This is a genomic window from Niabella aurantiaca DSM 17617 (assembly GCF_000374125.1).
Classification (GTDB): domain Bacteria; phylum Bacteroidota; class Bacteroidia; order Chitinophagales; family Chitinophagaceae; genus Niabella; species Niabella aurantiaca.
Genome location: NZ_KB893630.1, coordinates 75,289 through 99,617, shown reverse-complemented (window position 1 = coordinate 99,617; position 24,329 = coordinate 75,289). Strand labels below are relative to the sequence as shown.

Annotated in this window: 19 protein-coding genes and 1 pseudogene; 15 read left to right on the top strand and 5 right to left on the bottom strand. The window is 49.3% G+C overall.

Features of this window, described 5'->3' with window-relative positions:
• Nucleotides 1–3: 3 nt before the first annotated feature.
• The 3 genes from B160_RS0111175 to mraZ form a co-directional block, all read right to left on the bottom strand.
• A complete protein-coding gene (locus B160_RS0111175) occupies nucleotides 4–354 on the bottom strand; it encodes an FtsL-like putative cell division protein (RefSeq protein ID WP_018628002.1) in 351 nt (116 codons plus the stop codon).
• 140 nt (nucleotides 355–494) lie between these two features.
• A complete protein-coding gene (gene rsmH / locus B160_RS0111170) occupies nucleotides 495–1,448 on the bottom strand; it encodes a 16S rRNA (cytosine(1402)-N(4))-methyltransferase RsmH (RefSeq protein ID WP_018628001.1) in 954 nt (317 codons plus the stop codon).
• Between the two features lie 43 nt (nucleotides 1,449–1,491).
• Nucleotides 1,492–1,941 (bottom strand): division/cell wall cluster transcriptional repressor MraZ, encoded by a 450-nt coding sequence (gene mraZ / locus B160_RS0111165; protein ID WP_018628000.1) that lies wholly within the window; start codon nucleotides 1,939–1,941, stop codon nucleotides 1,492–1,494.
• Between the two features lie 479 nt (nucleotides 1,942–2,420).
• Between mraZ and B160_RS28930 the strand changes: the two are divergent.
• From B160_RS28930 to B160_RS0111150, 3 genes and pseudogenes are all read left to right on the top strand, one after another.
• A pseudogene (locus B160_RS28930) lies at nucleotides 2,421–3,276 on the top strand (AadS family aminoglycoside 6-adenylyltransferase).
• Between the two features lie 151 nt (nucleotides 3,277–3,427).
• On the top strand, nucleotides 3,428–5,545 hold the full coding sequence (gene metG / locus B160_RS0111155) for a methionine--tRNA ligase (RefSeq protein ID WP_018627997.1): 2,118 nt from the start codon (nucleotides 3,428–3,430) through the stop codon (nucleotides 5,543–5,545).
• Between the two features lie 375 nt (nucleotides 5,546–5,920).
• Entirely contained in the window at nucleotides 5,921–9,817 is a 3,897-nt protein-coding gene (locus B160_RS0111150; protein WP_018627996.1) for an AsmA family protein, read from the top strand.
• 384 nt (nucleotides 9,818–10,201) lie between these two features.
• On the opposite strand, the gene B160_RS0111145 is transcribed toward B160_RS0111150, so the two are convergent.
• Nucleotides 10,202–11,623 carry a tetratricopeptide repeat protein gene (locus B160_RS0111145; protein ID WP_018627995.1) on the bottom strand — a complete coding sequence of 474 codons (1,422 nt, stop codon included), beginning with the start codon at nucleotides 11,621–11,623 and terminating at the stop codon, nucleotides 10,202–10,204.
• A 344-nt stretch (nucleotides 11,624–11,967) separates the two neighbouring features.
• On the opposite strand from B160_RS0111145, the gene B160_RS0111140 reads away from it, so the two are divergent.
• Complete coding sequence (locus B160_RS0111140) at nucleotides 11,968–12,327, top strand: hypothetical protein (protein WP_018627994.1); 360 nt, start codon at nucleotides 11,968–11,970, stop codon at nucleotides 12,325–12,327.
• A gap of 42 nt (nucleotides 12,328–12,369) precedes the next feature.
• Here B160_RS0111140 and B160_RS0111135 read toward each other — a convergent pair whose 3' ends face one another.
• The gene (locus tag B160_RS0111135; protein WP_018627993.1) at nucleotides 12,370–13,935 is read right to left on the bottom strand and encodes a hypothetical protein; all 1,566 of its coding nucleotides are present in this window, start codon (nucleotides 13,933–13,935) and stop codon (nucleotides 12,370–12,372) included.
• A 199-nt stretch (nucleotides 13,936–14,134) separates the two neighbouring features.
• Here B160_RS0111135 and B160_RS28925 point away from each other — a divergent pair, with 199 nt between their 5' ends.
• The 11 genes from B160_RS28925 to B160_RS0111080 all read left to right on the top strand — a co-directional run bounded on the left by B160_RS28925 (nucleotide 14,135) and on the right by B160_RS0111080 (nucleotide 24,280).
• The gene (locus B160_RS28925) at nucleotides 14,135–15,295 is read left to right on the top strand and encodes a 2-isopropylmalate synthase (RefSeq protein ID WP_018627992.1); all 1,161 of its coding nucleotides are present in this window, start codon (nucleotides 14,135–14,137) and stop codon (nucleotides 15,293–15,295) included.
• Between the two features lie 155 nt (nucleotides 15,296–15,450).
• Nucleotides 15,451–16,881 carry an ATP-binding cassette domain-containing protein gene (locus B160_RS0111120; protein WP_211218069.1) on the top strand — a complete coding sequence of 477 codons (1,431 nt, stop codon included), beginning with the start codon at nucleotides 15,451–15,453 and terminating at the stop codon, nucleotides 16,879–16,881.
• Between the two features lie 7 nt (nucleotides 16,882–16,888).
• Complete coding sequence (locus tag B160_RS0111115) at nucleotides 16,889–17,875, top strand: isocitrate/isopropylmalate family dehydrogenase (RefSeq protein WP_018627989.1); 987 nt, start codon at nucleotides 16,889–16,891, stop codon at nucleotides 17,873–17,875.
• Between the two features lie 71 nt (nucleotides 17,876–17,946).
• Nucleotides 17,947–18,084: a hypothetical protein gene (locus tag B160_RS31625; RefSeq protein ID WP_157558012.1), complete on the top strand. Its 138-nt coding sequence runs from the start codon at nucleotides 17,947–17,949 to the stop codon at nucleotides 18,082–18,084.
• An 80-nt stretch (nucleotides 18,085–18,164) separates the two neighbouring features.
• On the top strand, nucleotides 18,165–19,847 hold the full coding sequence (gene ilvD / locus B160_RS0111110; RefSeq protein ID WP_018627988.1) for a dihydroxy-acid dehydratase: 1,683 nt from the start codon (nucleotides 18,165–18,167) through the stop codon (nucleotides 19,845–19,847).
• Between the two features lie 14 nt (nucleotides 19,848–19,861).
• Complete coding sequence (locus B160_RS0111105; protein WP_157558011.1) at nucleotides 19,862–20,350, top strand: DinB family protein; 489 nt, start codon at nucleotides 19,862–19,864, stop codon at nucleotides 20,348–20,350.
• Nucleotides 20,351–20,400: 50 nt separating this feature from the next.
• Nucleotides 20,401–22,164 carry a biosynthetic-type acetolactate synthase large subunit gene (gene ilvB, locus B160_RS0111100; protein ID WP_018627986.1) on the top strand — a complete coding sequence of 588 codons (1,764 nt, stop codon included), beginning with the start codon at nucleotides 20,401–20,403 and terminating at the stop codon, nucleotides 22,162–22,164.
• A 74-nt stretch (nucleotides 22,165–22,238) separates the two neighbouring features.
• A complete protein-coding gene (locus B160_RS0111095; RefSeq protein ID WP_018627985.1) occupies nucleotides 22,239–22,823 on the top strand; it encodes an O-methyltransferase in 585 nt (194 codons plus the stop codon).
• A 13-nt stretch (nucleotides 22,824–22,836) separates the two neighbouring features.
• Nucleotides 22,837–23,424, top strand: a complete 588-nt coding sequence (gene ilvN / locus B160_RS0111090; protein WP_018627984.1) for an acetolactate synthase small subunit — start codon at nucleotides 22,837–22,839, stop codon at nucleotides 23,422–23,424.
• A gap of 10 nt (nucleotides 23,425–23,434) precedes the next feature.
• Entirely contained in the window at nucleotides 23,435–23,812 is a 378-nt protein-coding gene (locus tag B160_RS0111085) for a glyoxalase superfamily protein (RefSeq protein ID WP_018627983.1), read from the top strand.
• A gap of 3 nt (nucleotides 23,813–23,815) precedes the next feature.
• Nucleotides 23,816–24,280: a DinB family protein gene (locus tag B160_RS0111080; protein ID WP_018627982.1), complete on the top strand. Its 465-nt coding sequence runs from the start codon at nucleotides 23,816–23,818 to the stop codon at nucleotides 24,278–24,280.
• Nucleotides 24,281–24,329 lie beyond the last annotated feature (49 nt).

Genomic DNA, 24,329 nt, shown 5'->3' with positions numbered 1-24,329 from the left:
CTCTTAGTATTTGTGTGTTGTTTGCATGTATTCTTCCAGCGAGTCCTTTAAAACATAGGGCGACTCCTGCAACTCGTTCAATCCAAGCGGCTGCAGCGCTTTTGCCAGCTCGCTGGGCTTGCTGCGGAACATCACTTCGCTTTTCAGGCTCTTATATTCCCATTGCAGCTCCTTCACTTCCTTTGCCGTAGCATTGATCTTACGCACCGTTTTATCTGCCATATGCCCGTTATAAATGTAAATCACCGCTAAAAAAGCCAGGTAAAACAGGAACGGCACCTGCTTTACAATAGACTGATAGTTCAACACCTTCTTCCAGTCCCATCCGGATTTTTTTCCTTTCTTTTCTGTCACTTTCTATTTTTTCGGCTTTTGTACTTCTATTATCTTCCTTGTGTCACTCCCTTCAGCGCTTTATCAGTCATCAGCTGGCAGCTTTGAGAAGCCAGTTTAATCTCTAAACATCTAAAATCTAAGGCCCAAAACTTCAAATCTCAAATCCGTTCCGCCACCCTCAGCTTTGCGCTTCTCGATCTTGCATTTCTTTTCAGTTCCTCTTCCCCTGCGGTCACCGGTTTGCGGGTGATGATCTGAAACACTTTTTCCGTCGTATGCTGTACGAACGGGTTCACTTCTTTCTCCTCAAAGGTTCCGTCCCTGAAAAACTGTTTCACCAGCCGGTCTTCCAGGGAATGAAAGGTGATGATGGCAATGCGCCCACCCGGCTTTACCACTTCCTTTGCCTGCTCCAGCAGCTCTTTCAGCGCTTCCAGCTCCTGGTTCACTTCTATGCGCAGTGCCTGAAACACCTGGGCAAAATACTTGTTCGGGTTGCCCTTTACCACGGGTCGCAAGGCATTTTTAAACGCGTCGATGGTTTTCAGCGATACCTGCCCCCTTACTTCAACAACGGTCCGGGCAAGCGTACGGGCATTGGTCACCTCGCCGTATTTTTCAAACAACTTGTGCAGCTGCTGCTCCGTATAGGTTTGCAGTACGTCAAAAGCTGTTACCGGCTGCCGGCGGTCCATCCGCATATCCATGTCGGCATTGAACCGGGTACTGAACCCGCGTTCGGCTTCGTCGAACTGGTGGCTGCTTACGCCCAGATCGGCAAGCACCCCGTCTACTCCATTAATATCATGTAAACGGAGAAAGCGTTTCAGGTGCCGGAAGTTTTGCGGTATAAACAATACCCGCTCATCATCTGGCACATTTTGAGCAGCATCCGCGTCCTGGTCAAATGCTACCAGCCTTCCGTTGTTGCCCAGTTGCTGCAAAATGGCTGCAGAATGGCCTCCGCCGCCAAACGTAGCATCCACATAAACACCACCGGGGCGTATATTCAGCCCCGTAACGGTTTCATGCAGCAATACAGGAACATGGTACAGGTCAGATGGATCAGTTGACAAATGGATAGGCTTGCTCTCATTTTTATTCTTTGTCATAACCTGTCAACTTTTAAACTTGTTAACTTCTAAAACCCATCCGCTATAACCCTCCCATGACCTGACCGGCCAGATCACTGAACGCATCCGGTGAAAATGAGTCAAAGAACTCTTTGTATTGTGTAGTGTTCCAAATCTCCATACGGTTGCCCGCCGGTACCAGCACGATATCCTTACCCAGTGCTGCGTACTCTTTAAGGGTGGCCGGCAACAACAGTCTGCCGGCGGTATCGGGTTCCACCAGGGTAGCTCCGTTTAAAAAGTAGCGTTTGAAGGCACGCACTTTCGGATCAAAGTCATTCAACCCGTTTATTTTTTCCGCCAGCGGACTCCAGGTACTGAGCGGGTAAAGACTCAAACATTTTTCAAACCCCCTGTTTATGACAAACCGGTCCGCATCCTCTGGCTGCAGCTGCTTTTTGAAACCAGCCGGCAGAAGAAAGCGCCCTTTTGCGTCTACTGTTGCCTCGAATTCGCCGAGAAAACCTGTCATAAACCGGGAAAATTTAAATTTTCACTAAACTTAACACAAAATAACACTTTTTCCCACTTACATACCAAATTTCCCGCTAATTCATTTATCCACAAATCGAAACAGGCTGTGATGCCCTATGGTATTGAGTTTCATCGATTGTAACGACTGTTTGGAAGTTTTAGGTGTGCATATCCTATGTACAAATGTGCATAACCTGCCAAAATCGCCGTATAAAATGTGCAAATAAAAGAACTTCTCACTTTAAAACCCGGTTGACTTGTATAAAAATCAATAATTTATAAAAACATTCGGAAACGTTCCTTGGCGCCCCAGCTTATCCACATTTGATACAAACAACGCCTTTTGGCCGCCGCTGTTTACAGTCCCGGATCCCGGTTGCGCTCCCGCAGCCAGCCTGTGTCTGCTTCCCGGCGTCCGAAAACCGAATTGGTTCCTGCGCGGACAACCGTTACATTCGTTCCTGCAACCCGTCAAAAATGAATGCAGCACATCGTCAGGAAACACTCAAAAAGATCACCCGCTGGGCACAGGAGCATCCGGGTATCAGGAGCGCGCTCCTGACCAGCTCGCTGGTAAATCCGCAGGCACCTGTGGACGATTTCAGCGACCTGGATATTGAATTGGTGCTGGCAGACCTGCCGGCCTTTCTGAACGACGACCGCTGGCTGGAGCAGTTCGGAAGACCCATCGCCCTGGTCGCGGAGCCGGAAACAGCCTTTGAGGGCAAACACGCCATGCGCATGGTGCTGTACCACGATTATGTGAAAGTGGACTTTAAGCTGTACTGTATAGAAAAGTTTACAGAGGAAGTGAACCAGGAAACACTGTGTGCGGACTGGGATATTGGCTACCGGGTACTGGTAGACAAAGACGGGCTCACGACCAATATGAAGTCCCCTACCTACACCTGTGCAGTGATCCGAAAACCGGGCGAGCAGGAATTCACTCGGGTCCTGAACGATTTCTGGTGGGACCTCACCTATGTGGCCAAATGTTTAAAGCGGGGCGACCTGTTCTATGCCCGGTTCATGACCGAAGACAATATCCGTACCCAATACCTGATCCCATTGCTGGAATGGTTCATTGCCAGCGATCACCACTGGACCGTTACCACCAATAAAAAAGGAAGACTGTTTGAAAAATATCTTTCAAAAGAAATGTGGCAAAAGATTACGGCAACCTTTGCCGGAAGATAACTGGAACGCCGCTTTTGCTTATGCCGACCTCGGTCATGAGCTGGGCACCACATTGGCCACCCGCCTGCAGTACCCTTACCCGCACCAGCTGGAACAGGACATCCGGGCCTACCTGCACGAGGTAAAAGCGGGATAACCGTTCGTGTTGCGATCCGTTGTGTGAGGCCTTCCGCCTCACACCATTACACCATCGCCTTCTGCGATCTATCATAATAGCCTTCTACCGGTCGATCCCGTGCAAATCACTCAATTCATCGTACTTTTGCAGGCTAATTCAAGTACAATCAATGAAAGAATATAAAAGAACCTTAATTACAGCAGCGTTGCCCTATGCCAACGGACCGGTGCATATCGGCCACCTGGCGGGATGTTATATACCGGCGGATATTTATGCACGTTATTTAAGAGCGCAGAAAAAAGATGTAAAGTTTATCGGGGGCAGTGATGAGCATGGCGTACCCATTACCATACGGGCCATGAAGGAGGGTGTAAGTCCCCAGGACATCGTAGACAAATACCACGCACAGATCAAAGAAAGCTTTGAACAGATGGGCATTTCATTTGATATTTATTCCCGCACTTCCAACCCCGTGCATCATCAAACGGCAGCCGACTTTTTTAAAGTGCTTTATGATAAAGGACTGTTTGAAGAACGGGAAACGGAACAATACTATGACGAAAAAACCAACACGTTTTTAGCAGACCGCTATATTACCGGTACCTGCCCGGTATGTGGCAATCCCGGCGCCTTCGGCGATCAATGCGAAAAATGCGGCAGCAGTTTGTCGCCGGAGCAATTGATCAACCCACGCAGCACGCTCAGCGATGCCGTGCCCATAAAGAAAAAAACAAAGCACTGGTACTTTCCGTTACAGAACTACGAAGCGTGGCTGAAGCAATGGATCCTGGAAGATCATAAAGAATGGAAGGCAAACGTGTATGGCCAGTGCAAAAGCTGGCTGGATAACGGTTTGCAGCCCAGGGCCATGACGCGCGATAGCAACTGGGGTATTAAAGTGCCGTTGCCGGACGCCGAAGGAAAAGTATTGTACGTTTGGTTTGACGCGCCCATCGGCTATATTTCCGCCACCAAAGAGCTTACGGATCACTGGGCCGACTACTGGTGCCAGGAGGATACACGGCTCATTCATTTCATCGGAAAAGACAATATTGTTTTCCATTGCATCATCTTCCCGGCTATGTTAAAAGCACACGGCAATTTTGTACTGCCCGATAATGTGCCGGCGAATGAATTCCTGAACATCGAGGGGCAAAAAGTTTCTACCAGCCGTAACTGGGCGGTTTGGGTGCACGAGTACATAAAGGATTTTCCCGGATGCGAGGACGCGTTACGCTTTGTCCTTTGCAGCAATGCGCCGGAGACAAAGGACAACGATTTTACCTGGAAGGATTTCCAGGACCGGAACAACAATGAACTGGTATCGATCTTTGGAAATTTTGTGAACCGCACTTTTGTACTGATGCACAAGCTTTGCGGCGGTAAGGTTCCGAAATTGCATACAGAGCTGCTCGATGACGCGGACAAAGCCATCATCTCGGATATTCAGCAGGCCGAAGCGAAGGTGCAGACCGCTTTGGAGAACTTCCGTTTTCGCGACGCGCTCTTTGAGGTGATCGACCTGAGCCGCAAGGGCAACAAATACATGCAGGAAAAAGAGCCCTGGATCCTGGCCAAACAATTAACGGCAGACAACTCCGAAAAAGCAGTCGTTCAGCAAAGGATCGATAACTGCCTGCACCTTTGCCTGCAACTGACGGCAAATCTTGCGATCCTGATCAACCCGTTCCTGCCCACAACCGCATTAAAAATGCTGCACATGATGAAGGTGGTAGAACGGATGCTCGACTGGGAGAATGCGGGAAAGCTCAATCTCTTGAGCGTAGGTTATACGCTTCGGGCGCCGGAATTGCTGTTCCGGAAAATCGAGGATGCAGAAGTGGAAGCACAGCTCCAAAAGCTGAAGGCCGGCAGCGAACAGCCAGTTGTCAGCAGTCAGGCACCAGCTGTTACCGATCAGCAATCACCGGATCACAAACTGCAGATTTCAAATCTCAAATCTCCAATCTCATTTGATGATTTTGCGAAGATCGATCTGCGTACCGGAACGATCCTCACCGCTGCGAAAGTTGAAAAAGCCGATAAGCTGTTAAAGCTGGAGATCGACCTGGGCTTCGAGCAACGGACCATCGTTTCCGGCATCGCCCAGCACTTCTCCGCCGAAACCTTACCGGGCAAAAAAGTGGTAGTGGTGGCCAACCTTGCACCCCGCAAAATGAGGGGCATTGAAAGCAACGGCATGATCCTGATGGCGGAAGACGCAGAAGGCAAGCTGGTATTTGTAGCCGCTGATGAAAAGGCGCCTAATGGAGTGGCTATCAGCTAAAAAAAATAACGTCAGAGAGGCTCAGAACATAAAGATCCGGTGTTTTCTGCGCCTCTCTGGTATATTTCAACACGTGTATCCAAAAATTTTAACAAACCCCTAAAAAAGTTTTACCCGGATAGCCGGCGATATAGTCTCGGGCCGGATCACGATAATCTCCGGAAATTAAACCTCCGGCAAACAACTTCTGTGTCTCAGATCTCCGTAGCCTGTTACAACAAAATGCAGAATCACCTGTGCTTCAGTGCCTCTGCCGCTTGCCCCAGGCGCTTTTAGCCCACTCAAAGCGCAATGTTAATACATTGATATTTATACTGTTACTCCGTAGGTACATTCCGCATTTTTCGTTATTTTTAAGGATAAACCAGCAAGAATTTGAAGACCCGGATCCGTCTGAAAGACCTACCACGCCTGAACCTCCGGTTCAGGAGAAGGCGATATCGCTTCTGGCTAATTGTCCTTGGCATCGCGGCTACCGTCATCACCGCCTTCAACTTCTGGTTTATCGATCATGCGGAATCTGCGCTGGAGCAGATCGTAGAACGGCAATCAAAAGGCCGGCTGAAATTAAAGGTCGACAAGTTCAAATTTAACTGGATCAGGAACAGGATCGAACTGCAGAATGCCCTGTTCTATTCTACCGACAGCTCCGCAAGATCGCTTTACAACGTCAACGTTAAACGCATTACGGTAAAGGCGCGGGGATTTCTGCCCCTGTTGTTCAAGAAACAGATCCTCATCGATTCCATCCACCTCTATACGCCGGCGGTGACCATTACCCGGCTCAACCGGCGAACCAGAAGGGCTGATAAGAACCGGAGCACATCGGGGCCTTCAGCCGACGAAAAATTTTCCGTGGCGCTCGAAATGGGGAAAGTGTCCAACTCCATCAATGACGCGATCAATGAACTAAAGATCAACCGGTTTGTCCTGAACGATGGCAGCCTGTCCCTGATCGATAATACCAAGCCCGGGGAAACACCCTTCGTCGTCAACAAGATCGACATGCGGCTGGATGGCCTCCAGGTAGACAGTACCACAGCGCGAAAAAATCAGAACTCAGGCGGAAAGATCCCCTTTACCGACGAGATCTATATTCGCTCGCACGACCAGAACATTATTTTTCCCGGGAACCGTTACATGCTGAGTTTTAAAAACTTTAAATTCACCCTGCAGGATCAGCGGGTGGAATTTGACAGCTGTACTATCCGGGGAACAAAGGACGACAGCTCAAAAAGTGCTTTTAAGATCTACTTCGACAAGCTGCGGCTTACCAATATCAATTTCGATACCCTTTATCACGAGGAAGTGGTACAGGCGGATTCCGTTTACAGCACCAATCCCAATATTTTCCTGGACATTGACAGCGATCAGAAAATATCCCGGCACAACAATAAAAAGATCCAGAAGATCGACGATCTGCTGCAGCAATTGTTTGGCGACGTTATGCTCAATTACGTCATCGTACAGAATGCCGGCATCAACATCAATACCATCCGGAAAGGCAAGGTCAACACATTTTCTTCCAGCCATAACAATTTTGAGTTACAGGGCCTGATGATCCGCCAGAGCTTTGACCAGGTGGTAAAAGTGGACAAATTCCTGATGACGCTCCACAACTATGAGACCCGCTTACAGGACGGCAGGTATGCCCTGGCATTCGACAGCATCCAGTTTCTGAACGATGCCATCAATCTTACCAAATTTTCCTTCAAAGAATACGACAAAGGAAAGCTGATCAACAATATACAGATGCCCCGCTTTGAGCTCAGAGGGCTTTCCTGGGAGTCCCTGCTGTACGACAACTTTTTCAGCGCCAACAGCGCCCTGTTCCTCAATCCCAAAATTGAATACTCCCTAAAACCCCCTAAGACCAAAAAAGACAAGAGCATCTTCCATACGCTCAGCAATATTGGCTCCGTTATGAACCTGAACGCCCTCGGCATCAAAAACGGGAACATCCGGCTCAACCTCGGAAAAAATGCAACGCTTAACCTTACCGATGCCAACCTTTCGGTAATTCCGGACGAGCTGACGGCCTCCAGGAAAGTAAAACATATCCAGCATTCTATTAAAGAGTTCAATTTCAATAAGGGCCTGTTCCGGAAAGACGGACTTTCCGTAACCCTGAACCAGGCCGCTCTGGATGAACAAAAAGGCATACATGCTGCCAGTGTTGTAGTACGGGGTAACGGCATACGGGCGGATGTAAAGGATACCCGGATCGGAGACCTCATCCTCGACAGTACCAACCAGCGGTTATCACTCTTTGGCATCCGATGGGGCAGTGCCGTTATCCGTGTGAACAAACAACCTTCCATTGAAAAAGCGCCTAAAAAAAAGGCTCTGAATCATTTCCTGATAAAAGACCTGGAAGGAAAAAACACTTCCCTCCAATACCAGGAAGACAACAAAGAGATCCGTGGTTACTTCGGCTCGCTTGCGGTAAAAGAGCTCCGCAAGAAAAAACATGCCGGCATTGTTCTGAAGGGGCTGGCGCTTTCCGGGAATGATATCCTGATGAACGCCCCCGGGCAGCACGTTGCGGTGGAACAGATCCGTTTGAATGATGAGTCGAGCAGCGTTCTCAGCAACCTCCTGTTTGAAAAAACAACGGACACCGATTCCATCCGCGTACAGATCCCGCGGGCGGTATTCACTCCCTACATCAACCGGATCATCAACGGGAACCTGCAGCTGCAAAAGATGGTTCTCTCCGATCCGGACATTACGGGGCACTTCGGAAAAAAGGACAACGACCCTTCTCCAGAAAAAAAGAACGCTCCCGGCGTCATTCTCGGGGAGGCGCTGCTGGAGCGTCCAAAGCTGGAACTGAGCTTTGTCAATAAAAAGAACGAGACCAATACCATTCGCTGGGACGGCGTACCGGAAAACAGCTATCTCCATATTCATGACCTGCGATCCTCCGAGCATGCACCGCTCAGCATCCGGAACCTGCAGGCCTATCTGACCAATTTTGAATTTTTGAACAACAGCAACGGTAAGCGGTATGCAACCAATTATAACAAACTGAATATCGCCCTCGACCAGTTCAAAGCCGGTAAAAATGAAGAAGGGAAACTGGATTGGAGCACGTTACTGAGCGTGCACTCCATGGACAAACTGGTGTTTGACAGCCTGGGAAAGAAGAACGCGGTCTTAAAACTGGACACCGGTGAGGTGCGCAATATCTCCCTGAATTCACGGGATCTGCGAAACATCGGAGAGGTCATCAAGGCAAGCAACCGTCTGTATATTGGCCATGCAACGGGCAGCTATACCACGGCTAAAAATGACCTGCATTGGTACAATTTTAATTTTGACAAAGGCTTTTTCAAAGTGGACTCTTTCAACCTGGTACCGGTTCAGCGCATCGAAGACTACAGAAAGGCAAAGGCCTTCAATGAAGATTATCTCCGGCTGCACACCGGGGCCATCAGCGGCGGCCCCTTCGACAACCAGGCATATGGTACAGACAGTATTTTAAAAATAGGAATCCTCAACGCGGATTCGATACGGCTGCTTTCGTTTAAAGATAAAACACAGCCGGACACAGCAAAAAAATACAAAGGTCTGCCGGTGGGGCAGATCCTGAATATTCCCATCAAAATCAATATCGATACGGTTGGAGTATCCAACGCATATGTGGAATACTGGGAGATCAACCCGGTCACCAATAAACTGGGCATCATCCCCGTACACGATCTGAATGCGCAGCTGTACCCGGTGCGGAACTATGACCTCCATCCTGCAGACAGTCTTTACATAAACGCCCAGGCCAACGTTATCGGGGCATTGAACACGCGTTTGTCGGTACAGCAGTCTTATACCGATTCCCTCGGGCGCTTCCGCATGCAGTTACGTACCGGCCCGCTCGATCTGAAGCAATGGAACAGCGCCCTGCTTCCGCTGATAAGCGCCGAAGTATTAAGGGGGCAGCTGGACAGCCTGAGCATGACCGCTATCGGCAATGAAGACTACTCCACCGGCTCCATGCAAATGTATTACCAGGGATTAAAACTGCGGCTGATGAATAAGGAAGACCAGACCCAACAGAGTTTTAAGAACCGGATCATCAGCTGGGCCGCCAATGCGCTCGTCCTCCGCAAAAACAACAAGGGCAAAAAGGCGCCGCTTTTCTTTGAAAGGCTGAAAGATAAATCCCCTATTAATTTCCTGATCAAATCGGCCCTGGAAGGCATCAAATCCAGCATCGGGATACCGGGTGTCAGGGGAAAAGAACGCAGGTATATGCGAAAGACGAAGCATTGAGTTGCGGGCACGCCAGTGGTCCACCTTCGGTTATCGGGCAATTTGAAGAGGTGGATGCTCCCCCCCGGGATCGAAAACGAAAGGCCCCCGGGCAACAGATCTTATGGAATATTTTTTTGCAGGAAGATGGCCACCCCTGAAGGGTCAATATTCATCCGCACGATGCGCCCCGTCGAATCAATCAACAAATTAAAAGGAATAAAATAACCGCCAGACGATAATATCTCTTATTCATACGCTTCCGCTAATTGGTTAAATACAGCATCCGCCGGTGATATTATGAAGACCATAAACCCAATAGTGGTTGTATGCATTCAGCTTTGGGCGTACAAAACATTGAGCACCGGAACCTTGAAACAATGAATATCAAGGCTGAAACAAAAATCACTTCCGCTTTACCTTTACGATCAACGCCGTTACCGCCGGTCGTTGTAAAAGCGCCGGTTCGATCTCCAGGATCTTTTTCAATTGACGGGGTGCTTTCTGCAATCCTTCTTCCAGCTCGATCAGCGCCTGCTTCGGTTGCCCCAGGCCAAAGTAGAACAGCGCCTTGTAATAATGGAACAAGGGTTTGTCGGCACCGATCCGGATAACCGCGTTCCGGATCTGTTCCAGTCCCTGTTCAAACTGTTCCGCTTTGTAAAGACCAATGATCAGGGCTTCCCATCCCATCAGTTGTTTCGGACGCAGCCGTACTACATTTAAAAAATACTGCAGGGCCTCCTTATCCGATCCCAGCGCCAGTTTACTTTGTCCCATCAGCAGCAGGTATTCCGGCGTATTGCTCTTGATCTTCAGCGCCGCCTCCAGCTGACGGATGCAAAGTTCAAATTTATCTTCTTTATAATAAGTAAGCGCCATTTTGTACAACAAGGCTCCTTTATCGTCATTCAGGTGCGAGGCCTTACGGAAGTAGAACCGTGCCTGGGCGTAATTCTTCAGCTTTTCATAACAATAGCCGATGGCTTCATAGATCACGTCCTCCGGTTTGGCCAGTTCCAGCACCCGCTCCAGGTATTCGATCGCATCCTTATATTTCCGCAGCCGGATATAAGCATCCCCGATATTCCGGTAAGCATAATCAAACTTTTCATCAATAACGATGGCATACTTATAGGCGTCAATGGCCTTTTCATAAAGTTTAATTCCCTGGTAGGCCGCACCCAGGTTAAACCAGGCCAGCTCGCAATAAGGAAATTCATTGATGATCTTCTGGTGCAGCTCAATACTTTCAGCATTCCGGCCGGTATAATCCGTCCAAAAGCATATTTTGTACAGCGCCTCTTCATTTGCCGGTTCCAGCTCCAGGATCCATTTCAAACAGTCAAAAACCTTGTCGAAACTTTCATAATCATCGTACACATCCGCCAGCTCAAAAAGCAGCTCTATCTTTTCATCACCCTCAAAAAGGCTCAGCGCCTCTTCCAGGATCACTACCGCATCTTCCTGCCGGTCAAGCGCCAGCAGCGCTTCTGTTTTCAATATATAGATGTCGATGTTGTTACCATCAAAGATCGATGCCTTATCCAGTAATTCCAGGGCAATGTCGTAGGCCCGGTTATTCAGAACGAGGTCGGCTTTTTTTATCAGTAACCCCGCGGAATAAGGGTATTGTTCGATAGCGATCTCAGTAGCCTGCAGGGCTTTTTTAAATGCCTCCCGGGATTCAAAATAGCCGATGATCCGTTCAAATTCTTCTTCTTCAAGGTAGGATGCGGATTGACCAGTCTTCAGATTTTCATAGCGTTGTAATAATTCCTCTATGTCCTCCTTACGCTCCTCGCTTTGATGCGAATACTCTCTCATATCTGCTCATTTATATCATTATCAAAACCACAAAACCACTAATTTGTTTCAATATAGCAAAATATTGCTATTGCCGGCGCCTACAAGTTATCCTCCTATGTGTACAACTTTCTTATAAGAGGCGATTGCCGCCCTTTTTGTTGCATTTGTATTAAAACACTGATCATCAGAAACTTAAAATAATACCAGTCGTAAAAACCGATTGAATATTTTCTAAAAAGACCGAAGAACGGTCTTCAATCGTTCATATTACGGGAATGCTGGTTAAAAAAAAATTAAAATTTTCCATTCTTACAATTATATTATACCTTTGTATTCGTTTAAATTCTTAAAAGAAATAAAAAATGTTGAAAACCTTCTTACTTACTGTGCTCTTTGTCGTGGCTGTAGGGGGTGTTTCGTTTGCAAGTGAAAATACTGTTACAGAAGCTGATCACGGGAAAGATAAGCCCAAAAGTGGATATGTGGCAGAGAAAAAATTTGAAAAAGAGCTTTCTTCTTTTTCCCTGAGGTCTGACTACCAGTACAGAGGAGATCGGGTGCTTACAAACACAAGCACGAACAACAGTAACTACATTAACCTGAATACTTCCATTTCTTATCAGAAAGGGGCCAATACTTATGTTGTGCCTTACAAAAAGAAAGTGGTATTGAACCGGTTTACGTTTAACCCGAACGAATCCTTGAGAAATTTCTACCGGTAATTCGATGGGTCGGCGCTTATAAGAAATGTATCGCTCCTTGTATCAGGGAGCGATTTTTTTTACAGCCCGGGTTTCCCGCAGGTATTTTTTCCGGATCAGGTCCTGCACGTTCACACCCGACAATTTACTTTCCAGCCAGCTGATCACATCCAGATAGGCAAAGGCCCTGGCTTCCAGCCGGTTTGTCTGGTATTTTTTTAGCTTGCCCAGCAGTTTTTCAAATTCCGGCCGGATGGTTTTTGTATTGAACTTGAATGCATTTCTCAGGAACCGGAACATTTCTTCCTCTACTTTGCTGAGGTTCTCCATTTTTGCCATATACCGGTAAACCGATTTGATCAGGTATTCCAGGAGATCAAAATTGCCCAGTTCATAATGTGCGATCAGGTGCAGCAAACGGGAGTAGCACTGGAGGTCGGTCCGCAGATCATCCCGCTGGTGAATGATCCGGTTCAGGTAATCGATCGCTTTCTTATTGTTGCCGCTTCCAAAATACAGGCAGGCGATCTTGTAGTAAAACACCATCACCCGGTGCCGGTCGAGGTAGCGTCCGTGCTCCACCAGCATTTCCTCCAGGTAGGGCACCATCTTCAAACCCTTGTGAAAGGTCCCCTCCAGAAAATGGAGGTTGATCACTGCCGTATATAAATACACATAACCGGTGATGCGGTTGTTGTTGTTATCCTGTACCAGCGGCGTTTGTACAAAATGTTTGAACTTCTTGATGCAGGCCGCCAGCCCGTCTCGGTTCATCAGGTCGAAGTGTGCACTCATGAGGTTGTGCACTCCCTTTATATACATAGTGGTCTCAACCGTGATCATGTGCGGCTCTGTTTCAAAAGCGTCTACCCATTTCTGGCAATACCGGTAAAACATCAGGAAGTCCAGTTTTATAAACGCATACCACGCGTAGCTTTGATAGTAGTATTGTTTTTCATAAAACCCGTCCAGCTGCGCCGCGTTTTTGGGAAGGCTTTTCTCAAAGAAAAGTTTTACCGTTTTTACATCGTTTTCGTTACGTGCGTGCCCGTTCTGAATGTACCAGCTGTACAATTGCAGCGCCAGGTTGGAGAGTGTATTGATGTGGGCGATCTTTTCCACGATCACATCGGCTTCTTCCGCCAGCTCATCCGCGCGGTTCTGGATGCTGCGGGTTATGTACAGCCCCTCGATCTTCTTTTCAAAGAACAGGGCCTGCTGCAGGTAGGTGAGCTGATGCCAGGTGCGGGCAAATTCCTTGGTCTTATCCAGCACTTTCAGTGTTTGCAGGTAAAGCCCCTTATTGAACAGGATGCGGGCGCTGTCCATCATTTCACGCAGCTGCATGTCTGCATTCTTGTCTTCCCGTATGATCCGCAGGCTGCCCAGGATCTGCTTGTACAACAACGCTTTGGTATTGGAAAGCTGCTGCTTGCTTACCGTGGGTACCCGCTTTAACAATTGTTTTTCGTCGTACTCCGTCAGCTTATCCAGGGCATTAAAAAGCTGCATGCTCTTTAGTGACTCCGCCCCGGAGTTGCGCCCCGCAAAAAGCTTGAGGTTCCGCTTTTCTGATTTTTCCAGTGACTTTATCAGTTGAAATAGCGCGTCTGTCGACTTACTGGGCATCGTAATTTACTCCTTCTTTTAATACTGATTATCAATAAATTATAATTCATCAATTCCTTTTATTCAATGTAAGTATTTCCACAAATTGGTTTCCGGATTTGGTAATATGGGGTTATTTTTAAAGATATTACAAGAAACCTCTTCCTCATGTTGCGGATTGGGTATTGAAAATAACAATTCTAAATTAAATAAACGAATTATGGCGGATAACAAGGTTTTTATTTTTGACACTACATTAAGAGACGGAGAACAGGTACCCGGCTGCAAACTGAATACCGAAGAAAAAATCAAGCTGGCACTGAAACTGGAGGCTCTTGGTGTAGACATTATTGAAGCCGGTTTTCCTATTTCAAGCCCCGGGGACTTTTCGTCGGTGGAAGAGATCTCGAAAGTGATCCGGAACGCTACCGTTTGCGGTCTTACCCGCGCCGTGCAAAAAGACATCGAAGTAGCTGCGGCTGCGTTGAAGCCGGCAGTACGGCCCCGGATCCATACCGGTATCGGCTCTTCCGACAATCATATCAAATATAAATTCAATACCACCCGCGAAAACATTATTGAGCGGGCCATTGCTGCAGTAAAGCTGGCCCGTAACCTGGTACCGGATGTCGAGTTCTTTGCGGAAGATGCCGGCCGCGCCGACCTTCAGTTCCTGGCACAGCTGGTAGAAGCAGTTATTAATGCCGGTGCAACGGTGGTAAACATCCCGGACACAACGGGCTCCTGCCTGCCCCATCAATATGCCGAAAAATTCACTTACCTGCTAAATCATGTGCCCAATGCAGACAAGGCTATTTTTTCCTGTCACTGTCATAATGATCTTGGGCTGGCCACCGCAAATTCGATTGCAGGCGCTATAGCCGGTGCCCGTCAAATAGAATGCACCATCAACGGTATTGGCGAACGCGCCGGGAACACGTCCCTGGAAGAAGTGGTAATGGCCATCAAGAAGCATCCGGAACTGGATCTTCATACAGATGTGGATACCACACAGCTGTTGCCCATGAGCCATATCGTGGCAGAAACCATGCGCATGGTCGTCCAGCCCAATAAAGCGGTCGTCGGCGACAATGCCTTCTCCCACTCCTCAGGCATCCACCAGGACGGGTTCCTGAAAGAGGCCACCACCTACGAGATCATTGCCCCGCACGAGGTGGGCGCCGATACATCGCGCATCGTGCTTACCGCACGCAGCGGCCGCAGTGCACTGGCATACCGGTTCAAGAACCTGGGGTATGAGTTTGACCGCAACCAGGTAGATGCGCTGTACCAGCAGTTCCTGGATGTTGCAGATGCAAAAAAAGAAGTAGGAGACAATGATCTGAAAGAAATGGCCGACAAAATAAAATCAATTGTTTAATTGTTGAGTACCTGGCAGCAGCGGACCCTGATACCGGAAACAGGTTTCAGGTTTACATCCAGCCAGGGACCACGTCATCCGGAACAGCAGTAATGGAAGAATATTGCAGTATCATATTGAACAATGTAACAGCAAAACAGTCTGGAAGGCGTTTATTGAATCAAATCAGCTTCACATTAAATGCCGGTGAGCATCTTGCCGTATTCGGCGCCAGCGGCAGCGGAAAATCACTGCTGGCAAAAGCGCTCCGGGGAGCGCTGGCCCATACCGGTTCGGTTATTTACAAACAGGGAAACAGGCCGGTACAGCCGGTTGTTGCCTATGTACCCGCCGAGCATCCGCTCAAGAACAGTTCCCCGGCAAACAATTTTTACTATCAGCAACGCTTTATCAATACAGAAGAAGGTGGCACTACGCTTGCAGAAGCGCTGTCAGTGCAGGGCGATGCCACTTCCGTAGCTCAATGGCTGGAAAAATTCCGGCTGGCCCACCGCAGCAATATACCGTTGGTTCAGCTATCCTACGGAGAACTAAAAAAGATGCAGCTGATCCATCATCTGCTCACCCGACCGGATATCCTGATCCTCGACCGCGTATTTACCGGGCTGGACGTAAAAGGCCGGAAGATCCTGCATACGGTGATCAACCAGCTGGCTGCCGGCGGCACTACCATCATTTTAATTACCGATAGTCATGAGCTGCCGGCAAGCATTACCCACTTTGCTGAAATGAGCGAGGGCGCCGTCATCAATTATGCGCCGGTGGAAAAGCTCGGCTTTATGAACTCGATGCGTCCCCGGGAAACTGAGGCACCACTTCCCCCACTGAAAAAAGCCTATCATATCGGACCGCTTATTTCCATGAAACAGGTCAACATCCGCTGTGGCGACACGGTTCTGCTGCGCAATATGAGCTGGCAGGTAAATAACGGGGAATGCTGGCTGATCAAAGGGCATAACGGAGCCGGCAAGTCTATCCTGCTCAGCCTCATCAACGGGGATAACCCGCAGGCCTATACACAGCAGATCTCTTTATTCGGCAAAAAAAGAGGCAGCGGTGAAAGTGTATGGGACATCAAACGCCGCATTGGCTTTGTATCTCCCGAGCTGCAAAACTTCTTCGACCGTAACATCACCATTTTTCAGGCAGTCGGTTCCGGCTTTTTTGATACCATCGGGCTGTTCCAGCCACTGGATGAAGCCCAGACCCAAAAAGTGAACGGGTGGCTTTCTTTTTTTTCGCTTGGAGATGAAGCCGGCCGTCTGATGACCTCTCTTTCCGGCGGTGAGCAACGCCTGGTACTTCTTGCAAGAGCGCTGATCAAGGATCCTTTAATGCTGGCGCTCGACGGTCCCTGCCAGGGACTCGACGACAGCCAGTCGAGGATGGTGATCCGGCTGCTGGAGCGCATTCACTCGGAAACGGGGATGACCCTGCTCTTTATCAGCCACTATGAAGATGAAGTTCCATCCTGTGTCAAACACATTATGGAGCTGGAGAACGGCGTTCCGACGATTTACAAAAAAGTAGCCCGGCCGTCCATTGCCTTATCAAAGAATCATGCATTAACCCAGAGCCTATCATAAACATAAAATGAAAAAAAAGATCGCGATCATCGAAGAGACAGGGGCAGCCGGGGAGACAGATGCGCAGGCCGTGAAGGTGTTGCAGGCCGTTGCAGAGCAGTACGATCATTATTTTGATATTTCCGGCATCCGCCCCGAAGCAGCGCCCGCCGTTTTTAGCGCGGCAGAGGCCGGCAACGACGCAATCCTGCTTAGCAGCGCCGCTACACAGCTCCTCATAGAAGATACGTTGCCGGTACTCGTAACCGTACAGCCCGTGACGGTGTATCCTTCTTTGCAGCACCTGTCGCCGTTGAAACCCAAACACTGCGAGGGCCTCAACCTGCTGCTGTACCAGGAAAAAACGCCGGGAGCCGACGAAAGCAGCCGGCTCCGGATCGCGCAGTCTGCCTTACAGCAAGCCATCCGGCGAAAGAAGAAGATCACGGTCATCGACCATCCGGAGGAGGAGCAGGAACCGCCTTCCTGGACAGCCATTTTCGAAAAAGCCGGAAAAGCGTTCGGCAGTAATATCCGGACCGGGCAAATGCCGGTACAGGAGGCATGGGACCGGATGCTGCTGCAGCCGGCCGATTTTGACGTGGTGATCGCCGGCGCTGCCGCAGGACAATACCTGTTCCGCCAGGCTGCCGCCATTACCGGCGCCCCGCTCATGATCCCCTCCGTAAGGGTGGCGGGCGCAATGCCTTTTTTTGGCCCCGCATTCGGATATGATCACCAGGAAGAGAGCGCCCGCAACAGCTCCAACCCTATTGGCGCCATCCTTTCCGTGGCCATGATGATGAATTATTTCAATCTGTTAGAAGAAGCAATGATCATCAGAGCCGCTGTCAGCTGGACCCTGCTGCACGGATTTGTGACAAAAGATATTGATCCGGTAAACAATTATTCCACCAGTACGATCGGTGATCTGATCAGCGATTTCATACGGGGCACCATACCGGGTTTTGCCAAAGGGGAAAATATGGCGTTGCAGAAGTCAACGATCATATAACCCCGCTATGTAGTTCTTTTTATAGCAAGATGTTTTCTTCCTGAAAGGAGAAAAAATTTTGATCACAACAAATGAGGCTTTATATTCGCAAAAAGCTCCTTCGTTTTATGATCAGCAATCACAATTACAATGTTCCGCTCTTCCGCAATATTCTTGTGGTGATCGTCATTGTCATTAGCTGCCGGTACGGGGGAGGGTTAATTGTATAAAATAAACGAATTTTTAAACAGGACCCGCCTCTTATAAAGGCGGGTTTTTTATTGAATTATTAAATCATAAGTAAATCGGCATGACAGCGTTAAACAAGTATTCCAGAACCATTACACAGGATCCCACGCAACCCGCGGCGCAGGCGCAGTTATACGCGCTTGGCTTAACGGAAGAAGACTTAAAGAAAGCACAGGTCGGGATCGCCAGCATGGGCTATGACGGCAACCCCTGTAATATGCACCTGAACGGTCTTGCCCAGCATGTAAAGGACGCCGTATGGGAGCAGGATCTGGTAGGGCTTACCTTTCATACGATCGGGGTAAGCGATGGCATGAGCAATGGCACCGACGGAATGCGCTACTCGCTGGTCAGCCGCGACGTTATTGCCGATTCCATTGAAACGGTATGCGGCGCGCAATACTATGACGGCCTCATCACCGTTCCCGGATGTGATAAAAACATGCCCGGCTCCATCATTGCCATGGGACGGCTTAACCGGCCCTCCATCATGGTATATGGCGGTACCATTGCACCGGGGCACTATAAAGGACAGGACCTGAACATCGTTTCCGCCTTTGAGGCACTCGGTCAAAAAATTGCCGGCCAGCTGGATGAAGCCGACTTTATGGGCATCGTAAAAAACAGCTGTCCCGGTGCCGGTGCCTGTGGCGGCATGTACACGGCCAATACGATGGCTTCCGCTATTGAAGCCATGGGTATGAGCCTTCCCTATTCCAGCAGCAACCCGGCGCTCAGCGAAGAAAAAAAGAAGGAATGCGCCGCCGCTGGTAAGGCCATCCGCCTGCTCCTGGAAAAGGATATAAAACCGCGCGATATCATGACCCGGACGGCCTTTGAAAATGCCATTACCGTGATCATGGTGCTGGGCGGAAGCACCAACGCCGTGTTGCATTTACTTGCAATGGCCCGCAGTGTGGGTGTGCCGTTAACACAGGACGACTTCCAGGCGATCAGCAACCGCGTCCCGGTGCTGGCCGACTTTAAACCCAGCGGCAAATACCTGATGGAAGACCTGCACAACAAGGGTGGTGTTCCTGCAGTAATGAAATACCTGTTGCAACAAGGGCTGATCGACGGCAGCTGCCTGACCGTAACGGGTAAAACGATCGCCGAAAACCTGGAAAATGTTCCGGATCTTGATTTTGAAAGCCAGGACATCGTGTACCCACTTGAACGGCCGCTCAAAGCAACCGGGCATTTGCAGATCCTTTACGGGAACCTCGCAGAAAAGGGCAGCGTGGCCAAGATCAGCGGAAAGGAAGGTGAAAAATTCACAGGACCGGCACGGGTGTTCGACGGAGAGAAGAACCTGATCGCTGGCATTTCCAGCGGAAAAGTAAAATCGGGAGATGTTGTCGTTATAAAGAACGAAGGACCCAAAGGGGCGCCGGGTATGCCCGAAATGCTGAAGCCCACATCCGCCATCATCGGAGCGGGGCTGGGAAAAAGCGTGGCGCTGATCACCGATGGAAGGTTCAGCGGCGGAACACACGGCTTTGTAGTAGGACACGTAACCCCTGAAGCTTTTGAGGGCGGGCTGATCGGGTTTGTGAAAGACGATGATATAATAGAGATCGACGCCGGCAACAATACCCTTACTTTAAAAGTACCGGACGAAGAAATAGCAAAGCGGAAGGATGGCTGGCAACAGCCACCGTTAAAGGTGAAGAACGGTGTGTTGTATAAATACGCAAAGCTGGTAAAAGACGCTTCGGAAGGATGCGTAACGGATGAAGATTAATGGAAGCCGCAACAATGGATAAAACATATTTTACAGAATTGGCTGAGTTTAACCGGGCAAGTACGGCCCAAGTATGCTCGTGGCTGCAGCAGATCAGCGATGAACAATGGCAGCAGCCCGTTGTAAGCAGTTTTAACAGCATCCGTGCCACCGCATTACACGTGGTAAACGCTGAAAACGCCTGGCTGCAACGCCTGAAAAAAGAACCCGTGGTTCGCCTGGATCAGGACTTCCCGGGCTCCCGGCCGGAGCTCCTGGCGCTGTGGGAGCAAACATCCCGGCAGTTCAGGGATTGGATGGAAGGCTTTGATGCAATAAAATTAAAGGAGCCCTTCAGCTACCGGCGGTTTAACGGACAGGAATATACATCGCGCTACTACCAAGTATTTGCGCATGTCGTCAACCACGCTACGTATCACCGTGGCCAGTTAGTAACCCTGTTGCGGCAGGTTGGTTTTACCGCCGTACAATCGACCGATCTGATCGGGTTTTACCGGGAATAAACACAGGGCCGGTCTTCAACAACAATCAATAACAAACAAAATCATTAAGTATGGAAACGATCCGGATAAAAGATAAAGAACAAAAAAACGCAGCCAAGGAAGCAGAAAAAACGATTCAACCCGGCGCTACCATTACCGGAAGCCAGGCCGTAATGGAAGCCCTGATCGCAGAGGGAGTCGCCACCATTTTCGGTTACCCGGGCGGGGCCATCATGCCCATTTATGATGCCCTGTATGACTATACAAACCGGCTGGAGCATATACTGGTACGGCATGAGCAGGGCGGCATCCATGCTGCACAGGGCTTTGCGCGCACCAGCGGGGAAGTAGGCGTGGCTTTTGCCACCAGTGGCCCCGGCGCCACCAACCTCGTTACCGGCCTGGCGGATGCGCAGATCGACTCCACGCCCCTGGTATGCATTACCGGCCAGGTATTTGCACACCTGCTGGGAACCGATGCCTTCCAGGAAACCGATGTGATCAATGTGACCATGCCCGTAACCAAATGGAATTACCAGGTTACGGATGCCAGCGAAATTCCCAATACACTTGCAAAGGCTTTTTATATAGCCCGAAGTGGCCGGCCCGGACCCGTACTGGTAGACATTACCAAGAATGCGCAGATCCAGCAGTTTGAATATCCCGGGTACCAGCGATGCCACCACGTGCGCAGCTACCGGCCCAAACCCATCATCCGCAAAGAATACATTACGGAAGCTGCAAAGCTGATCAACGAAGCCCAAAAACCATTTGTGATCTTTGGTCAGGGCGTGATCCTGGGACAAGCGGAAAATGAATTCAAAACCTTTATTGAAAAGGGGAACCTGCCCGCAGCGTGGACCATTATGGGCGAAAGCGCATTGCCTTCCGACCATCCGCTGGGTGTAGGCATGCTAGGCATGCATGGCAACTATGGCCCCAACGTGCTCACCAATGAATGCGATGTACTGATCGCCGTGGGTATGCGCTTTGATGACCGCGTAACCGGCCGGCTGGATAAATATGCCAAACAGGCCAAAGTGATCCACCTGGATATTGACCCCGCAGAAGTGGATAAGAATGTAAAGACCACCGTACCGGTTTGGGGCGATTGTAAGGAAACCCTGCCGCTGCTTACGGCACTGATCGAAAAAAAGGACCGGGCTGCATGGTTGCAGGTGTTTGCGGCCTATGCTGCGGAAGAAGATAAGGAATGTATTCAGCCGGAAATGCATCCCAAAGGCGATGTAATGTCAATGGCGGAAGTAATGGCGGCCCTGAATGAGCTGACCAATGGCGATGCAGTGATCGTTACCGATGTGGGACAGCACCAGATGGTAGCCTGCCGCTATGCCAAATTCACCAAAAGCCGGAGCAATGTCACTTCCGGCGGTTTGGGCACCATGGGCTTTGGCCTGCCCGCAGCCATCGGCGCAAAGTATGGCGCTCCGGACAGGACCGTTGTTGCCATTATCGGCGACGGAGGTTTTCAGATGACCTTGCAGGAGCTGGGCACCATCATGCAATTTGGGGCAGCGGTAAAGATCCTGATCCTGAACAACGAGTTCCTCGGCATGGTGCGCCAGTGGCAGCAGCTGTTCCACGACAAGCGTTATTCCTTTGTGAACATTACCAGCCCGGATTTTGTAATGCTGGCAAAATCCTACGGCATCGAAGGACAGTCCATCGACCAGCGCGCTGCGCTGAAGGCCGCATTAAAAACAATGCTGGATCACGACGGTGCTTATTTACTCGAAGTAAAAGTGGGCAAAGAGAACAACGTGTTCCCAATGGTACCCCAGGGCAGCAGCGTAGCGGAGATCCGGCTGAAATAAAAACAGGCAGTAGTCATGCAGTGAATAGACAAACGCAGAAGAATGAATAATAATCTTCGGCAGTAAAAGAACGAATGAACCGTATTAAGGATATACCCGCTCAATATGAAGCGATTGTTTTCAAAACAAAAGCGCTGGGCTTTGATATGCCCTCCGACCTGCAAACCGGAAGCCTGTTAAAGACCCTGGCGGCCTCAAAACCCGGTAGCCGGATCCTGGAGCTGGGCACCGGTACCGGGCTGGCTACCTCCTGGATTCTGAGCGGTATGGACCCGCAATCCCGGCTGATCTCTGTTGACAATAATGCATTACTGGTCAGCGTGGCACAGGAACAACTCAAAGACGAGCGGATCGAATTCGTATGCGCGGATGGCTACGAATGGATCAGGAGCTATAACGGAGCGCCGTTCGATCTGCTGTTCGCCGATGCGATGCCGGGCAAGTATGATCTTTTTGAGGAAACATTTGCATTGCTCAAAACAGGCGGCATCTATTTTATCGACGACATGCTGCCCCAGCCCAACTGGCCGGAGGGGCATGCCCAAAAGGCAGCGGCTTTTATTACAATGCTTGAATCCAGAACAGACCTGGTACTTACAAAGCTGAACTGGTCTACCGGGATCATCATCGTTACAAAGACATCAAACAATAAACTTTAAACATCAACGTTGAATGAAACAACAATATACCATAACCGTTTACGCGGAAGACCAGATCGGGTTGCTGGCCCGCATCACGATCATTTTTTCCCGCAGAAAGATCAATATTGACAGCCTCAATACTTCTTCTTCTGAAATACCCGGCATTCACCGGTTCAACATCGTTATTGATGAAACCGAGGAAGTGGTAAAAAAGCTTTGCAAGCAAATAGAAAAACAGGTAGAGGTGCTGAAAGCTTACTACAACCTGAACGATGAGATCATCTGGCAGGAACTGGCACTATATAAAGTGCCTACAAGCCAGGTAACCGAAAAAATGGTGGTAGAGCGCGTGCTGCGGGAGTATGGCGCCCGTGTAGTATCCATCAACAGTGATTATACCGTTTTTGAATGCACCGGACACCGGGAGGAGACCGACCGGCTCGTAAAACTGTTTGAAGAGTACGGGCTGATCGAATTTGTACGGGGCGGCCGCGTGGCCATCATTAAAAGCAGCGAAGGCTTTCATAAAAAGATCAAAGAATTTGAAGCCCGCGAACCGGGAGAAGAAGTAGTGGAAAACGAGTACCTGAGTGAGCAGGACAAGGTTTTCAGCATGTAAAGAAAAGAGCATGACCGCCGAAAAGATCATACCGGTACTGCGCATCTTTGACTACTATAAAGCCATTGAGTTTTACGTAAACTGGTTGGGGTTTGCCATCGTTTGGGAGCACCGGTTTGAAGAAAACACGCCCGTTTACATGGAAATAGAAAAAGAAGGCATTACCCTGCACTTAAGCGAACATCACGGGGATGGCACACCTGGCACCCACGTATTCATCTGGTGCAAAGGATTAAAGGCGTACCATGGCGTGCTCACCGGCAAACAGTATAAATATAACCGCCCCGGGCTGGAAAAGACCTTTTATGGTGCCTGGTCCGTAACGGTCAATGACCCCTTCAACAACAGGATATCCTTTAACGAAAAGATACCGGAGGATAAAAATTAAATCATGTACGCATTAGACATCATCGACAGCATCCGGCAAAAGGCCATTGCGCTCATCAACGAAACATCGCCGGAGGAGCTCAACAGGATCCCCGATGGCTTCAACAACAATATTATATGGAACTTTGGCCACCTTGTGGTAAGCGGCTACGGTCTTGTATTTAAGACCACACAGGTGGATCCAGGTCTGGTCATTCCGCTCCAGGACAAATACAGGAAAGGCAGCCGGCCCGGTGAGCCTGTAACCCGGGAGGAGGTTGAAGAACTGATCCGCCTGTCCAACACTTTTACGCAGACTGTAAAGGTGGCATTGGAAGCAGACCGGTTTCATCAGATCACGGAATACATAACGGATACCTTCGGGCTGCCCGTAACAACGATCGAAGATATGATCACCACCGTAGCTGCACACGACACCCTGCACTGGCAATCGATGCGGGACTATGCACGGATGCTAAAAAACAAATAACAAACTTCAAATCTCAAATAATAATTACTAAATCGTAAATACTAAATAA

Bases quoted from the DNA above. Each gene is read 5' to 3' on its own strand.
- rsmH (WP_018628001.1), bottom strand. From the start codon at position 1,448: ATGACAAAGAATAAAAATGAGAGCAAGCCTATCCATTTGTCAACTGAT.
- mraZ (WP_018628000.1), bottom strand. From the start codon at position 1,941: ATGACAGGTTTTCTCGGCGAATTCGAGGCAACAGTAGACGCAAAAGGG.
- metG (WP_018627997.1), top strand. From the start codon at position 3,428: ATGAAAGAATATAAAAGAACCTTAATTACAGCAGCGTTGCCCTATGCC.
- B160_RS0111145 (WP_018627995.1), bottom strand. From the start codon at position 11,623: ATGAGAGAGTATTCGCATCAAAGCGAGGAGCGTAAGGAGGACATAGAG.
- B160_RS0111140 (WP_018627994.1), top strand. From the start codon at position 11,968: ATGTTGAAAACCTTCTTACTTACTGTGCTCTTTGTCGTGGCTGTAGGG.
- B160_RS0111135 (WP_018627993.1), bottom strand. From the start codon at position 13,935: ATGCCCAGTAAGTCGACAGACGCGCTATTTCAACTGATAAAGTCACTG.
- B160_RS28925 (WP_018627992.1), top strand. From the start codon at position 14,135: ATGGCGGATAACAAGGTTTTTATTTTTGACACTACATTAAGAGACGGA.
- B160_RS0111115 (WP_018627989.1), top strand. From the start codon at position 16,889: ATGAAAAAAAAGATCGCGATCATCGAAGAGACAGGGGCAGCCGGGGAG.
- B160_RS31625 (WP_157558012.1), top strand. From the start codon at position 17,947: ATGAGGCTTTATATTCGCAAAAAGCTCCTTCGTTTTATGATCAGCAAT.
- ilvD (WP_018627988.1), top strand. From the start codon at position 18,165: ATGACAGCGTTAAACAAGTATTCCAGAACCATTACACAGGATCCCACG.
- B160_RS0111105 (WP_157558011.1), top strand. From the start codon at position 19,862: ATGGATAAAACATATTTTACAGAATTGGCTGAGTTTAACCGGGCAAGT.
- ilvB (WP_018627986.1), top strand. From the start codon at position 20,401: ATGGAAACGATCCGGATAAAAGATAAAGAACAAAAAAACGCAGCCAAG.
- B160_RS0111095 (WP_018627985.1), top strand. From the start codon at position 22,239: ATGAACCGTATTAAGGATATACCCGCTCAATATGAAGCGATTGTTTTC.
- ilvN (WP_018627984.1), top strand. From the start codon at position 22,837: ATGAAACAACAATATACCATAACCGTTTACGCGGAAGACCAGATCGGG.
- B160_RS0111085 (WP_018627983.1), top strand. From the start codon at position 23,435: ATGACCGCCGAAAAGATCATACCGGTACTGCGCATCTTTGACTACTAT.
- B160_RS0111080 (WP_018627982.1), top strand. From the start codon at position 23,816: ATGTACGCATTAGACATCATCGACAGCATCCGGCAAAAGGCCATTGCG.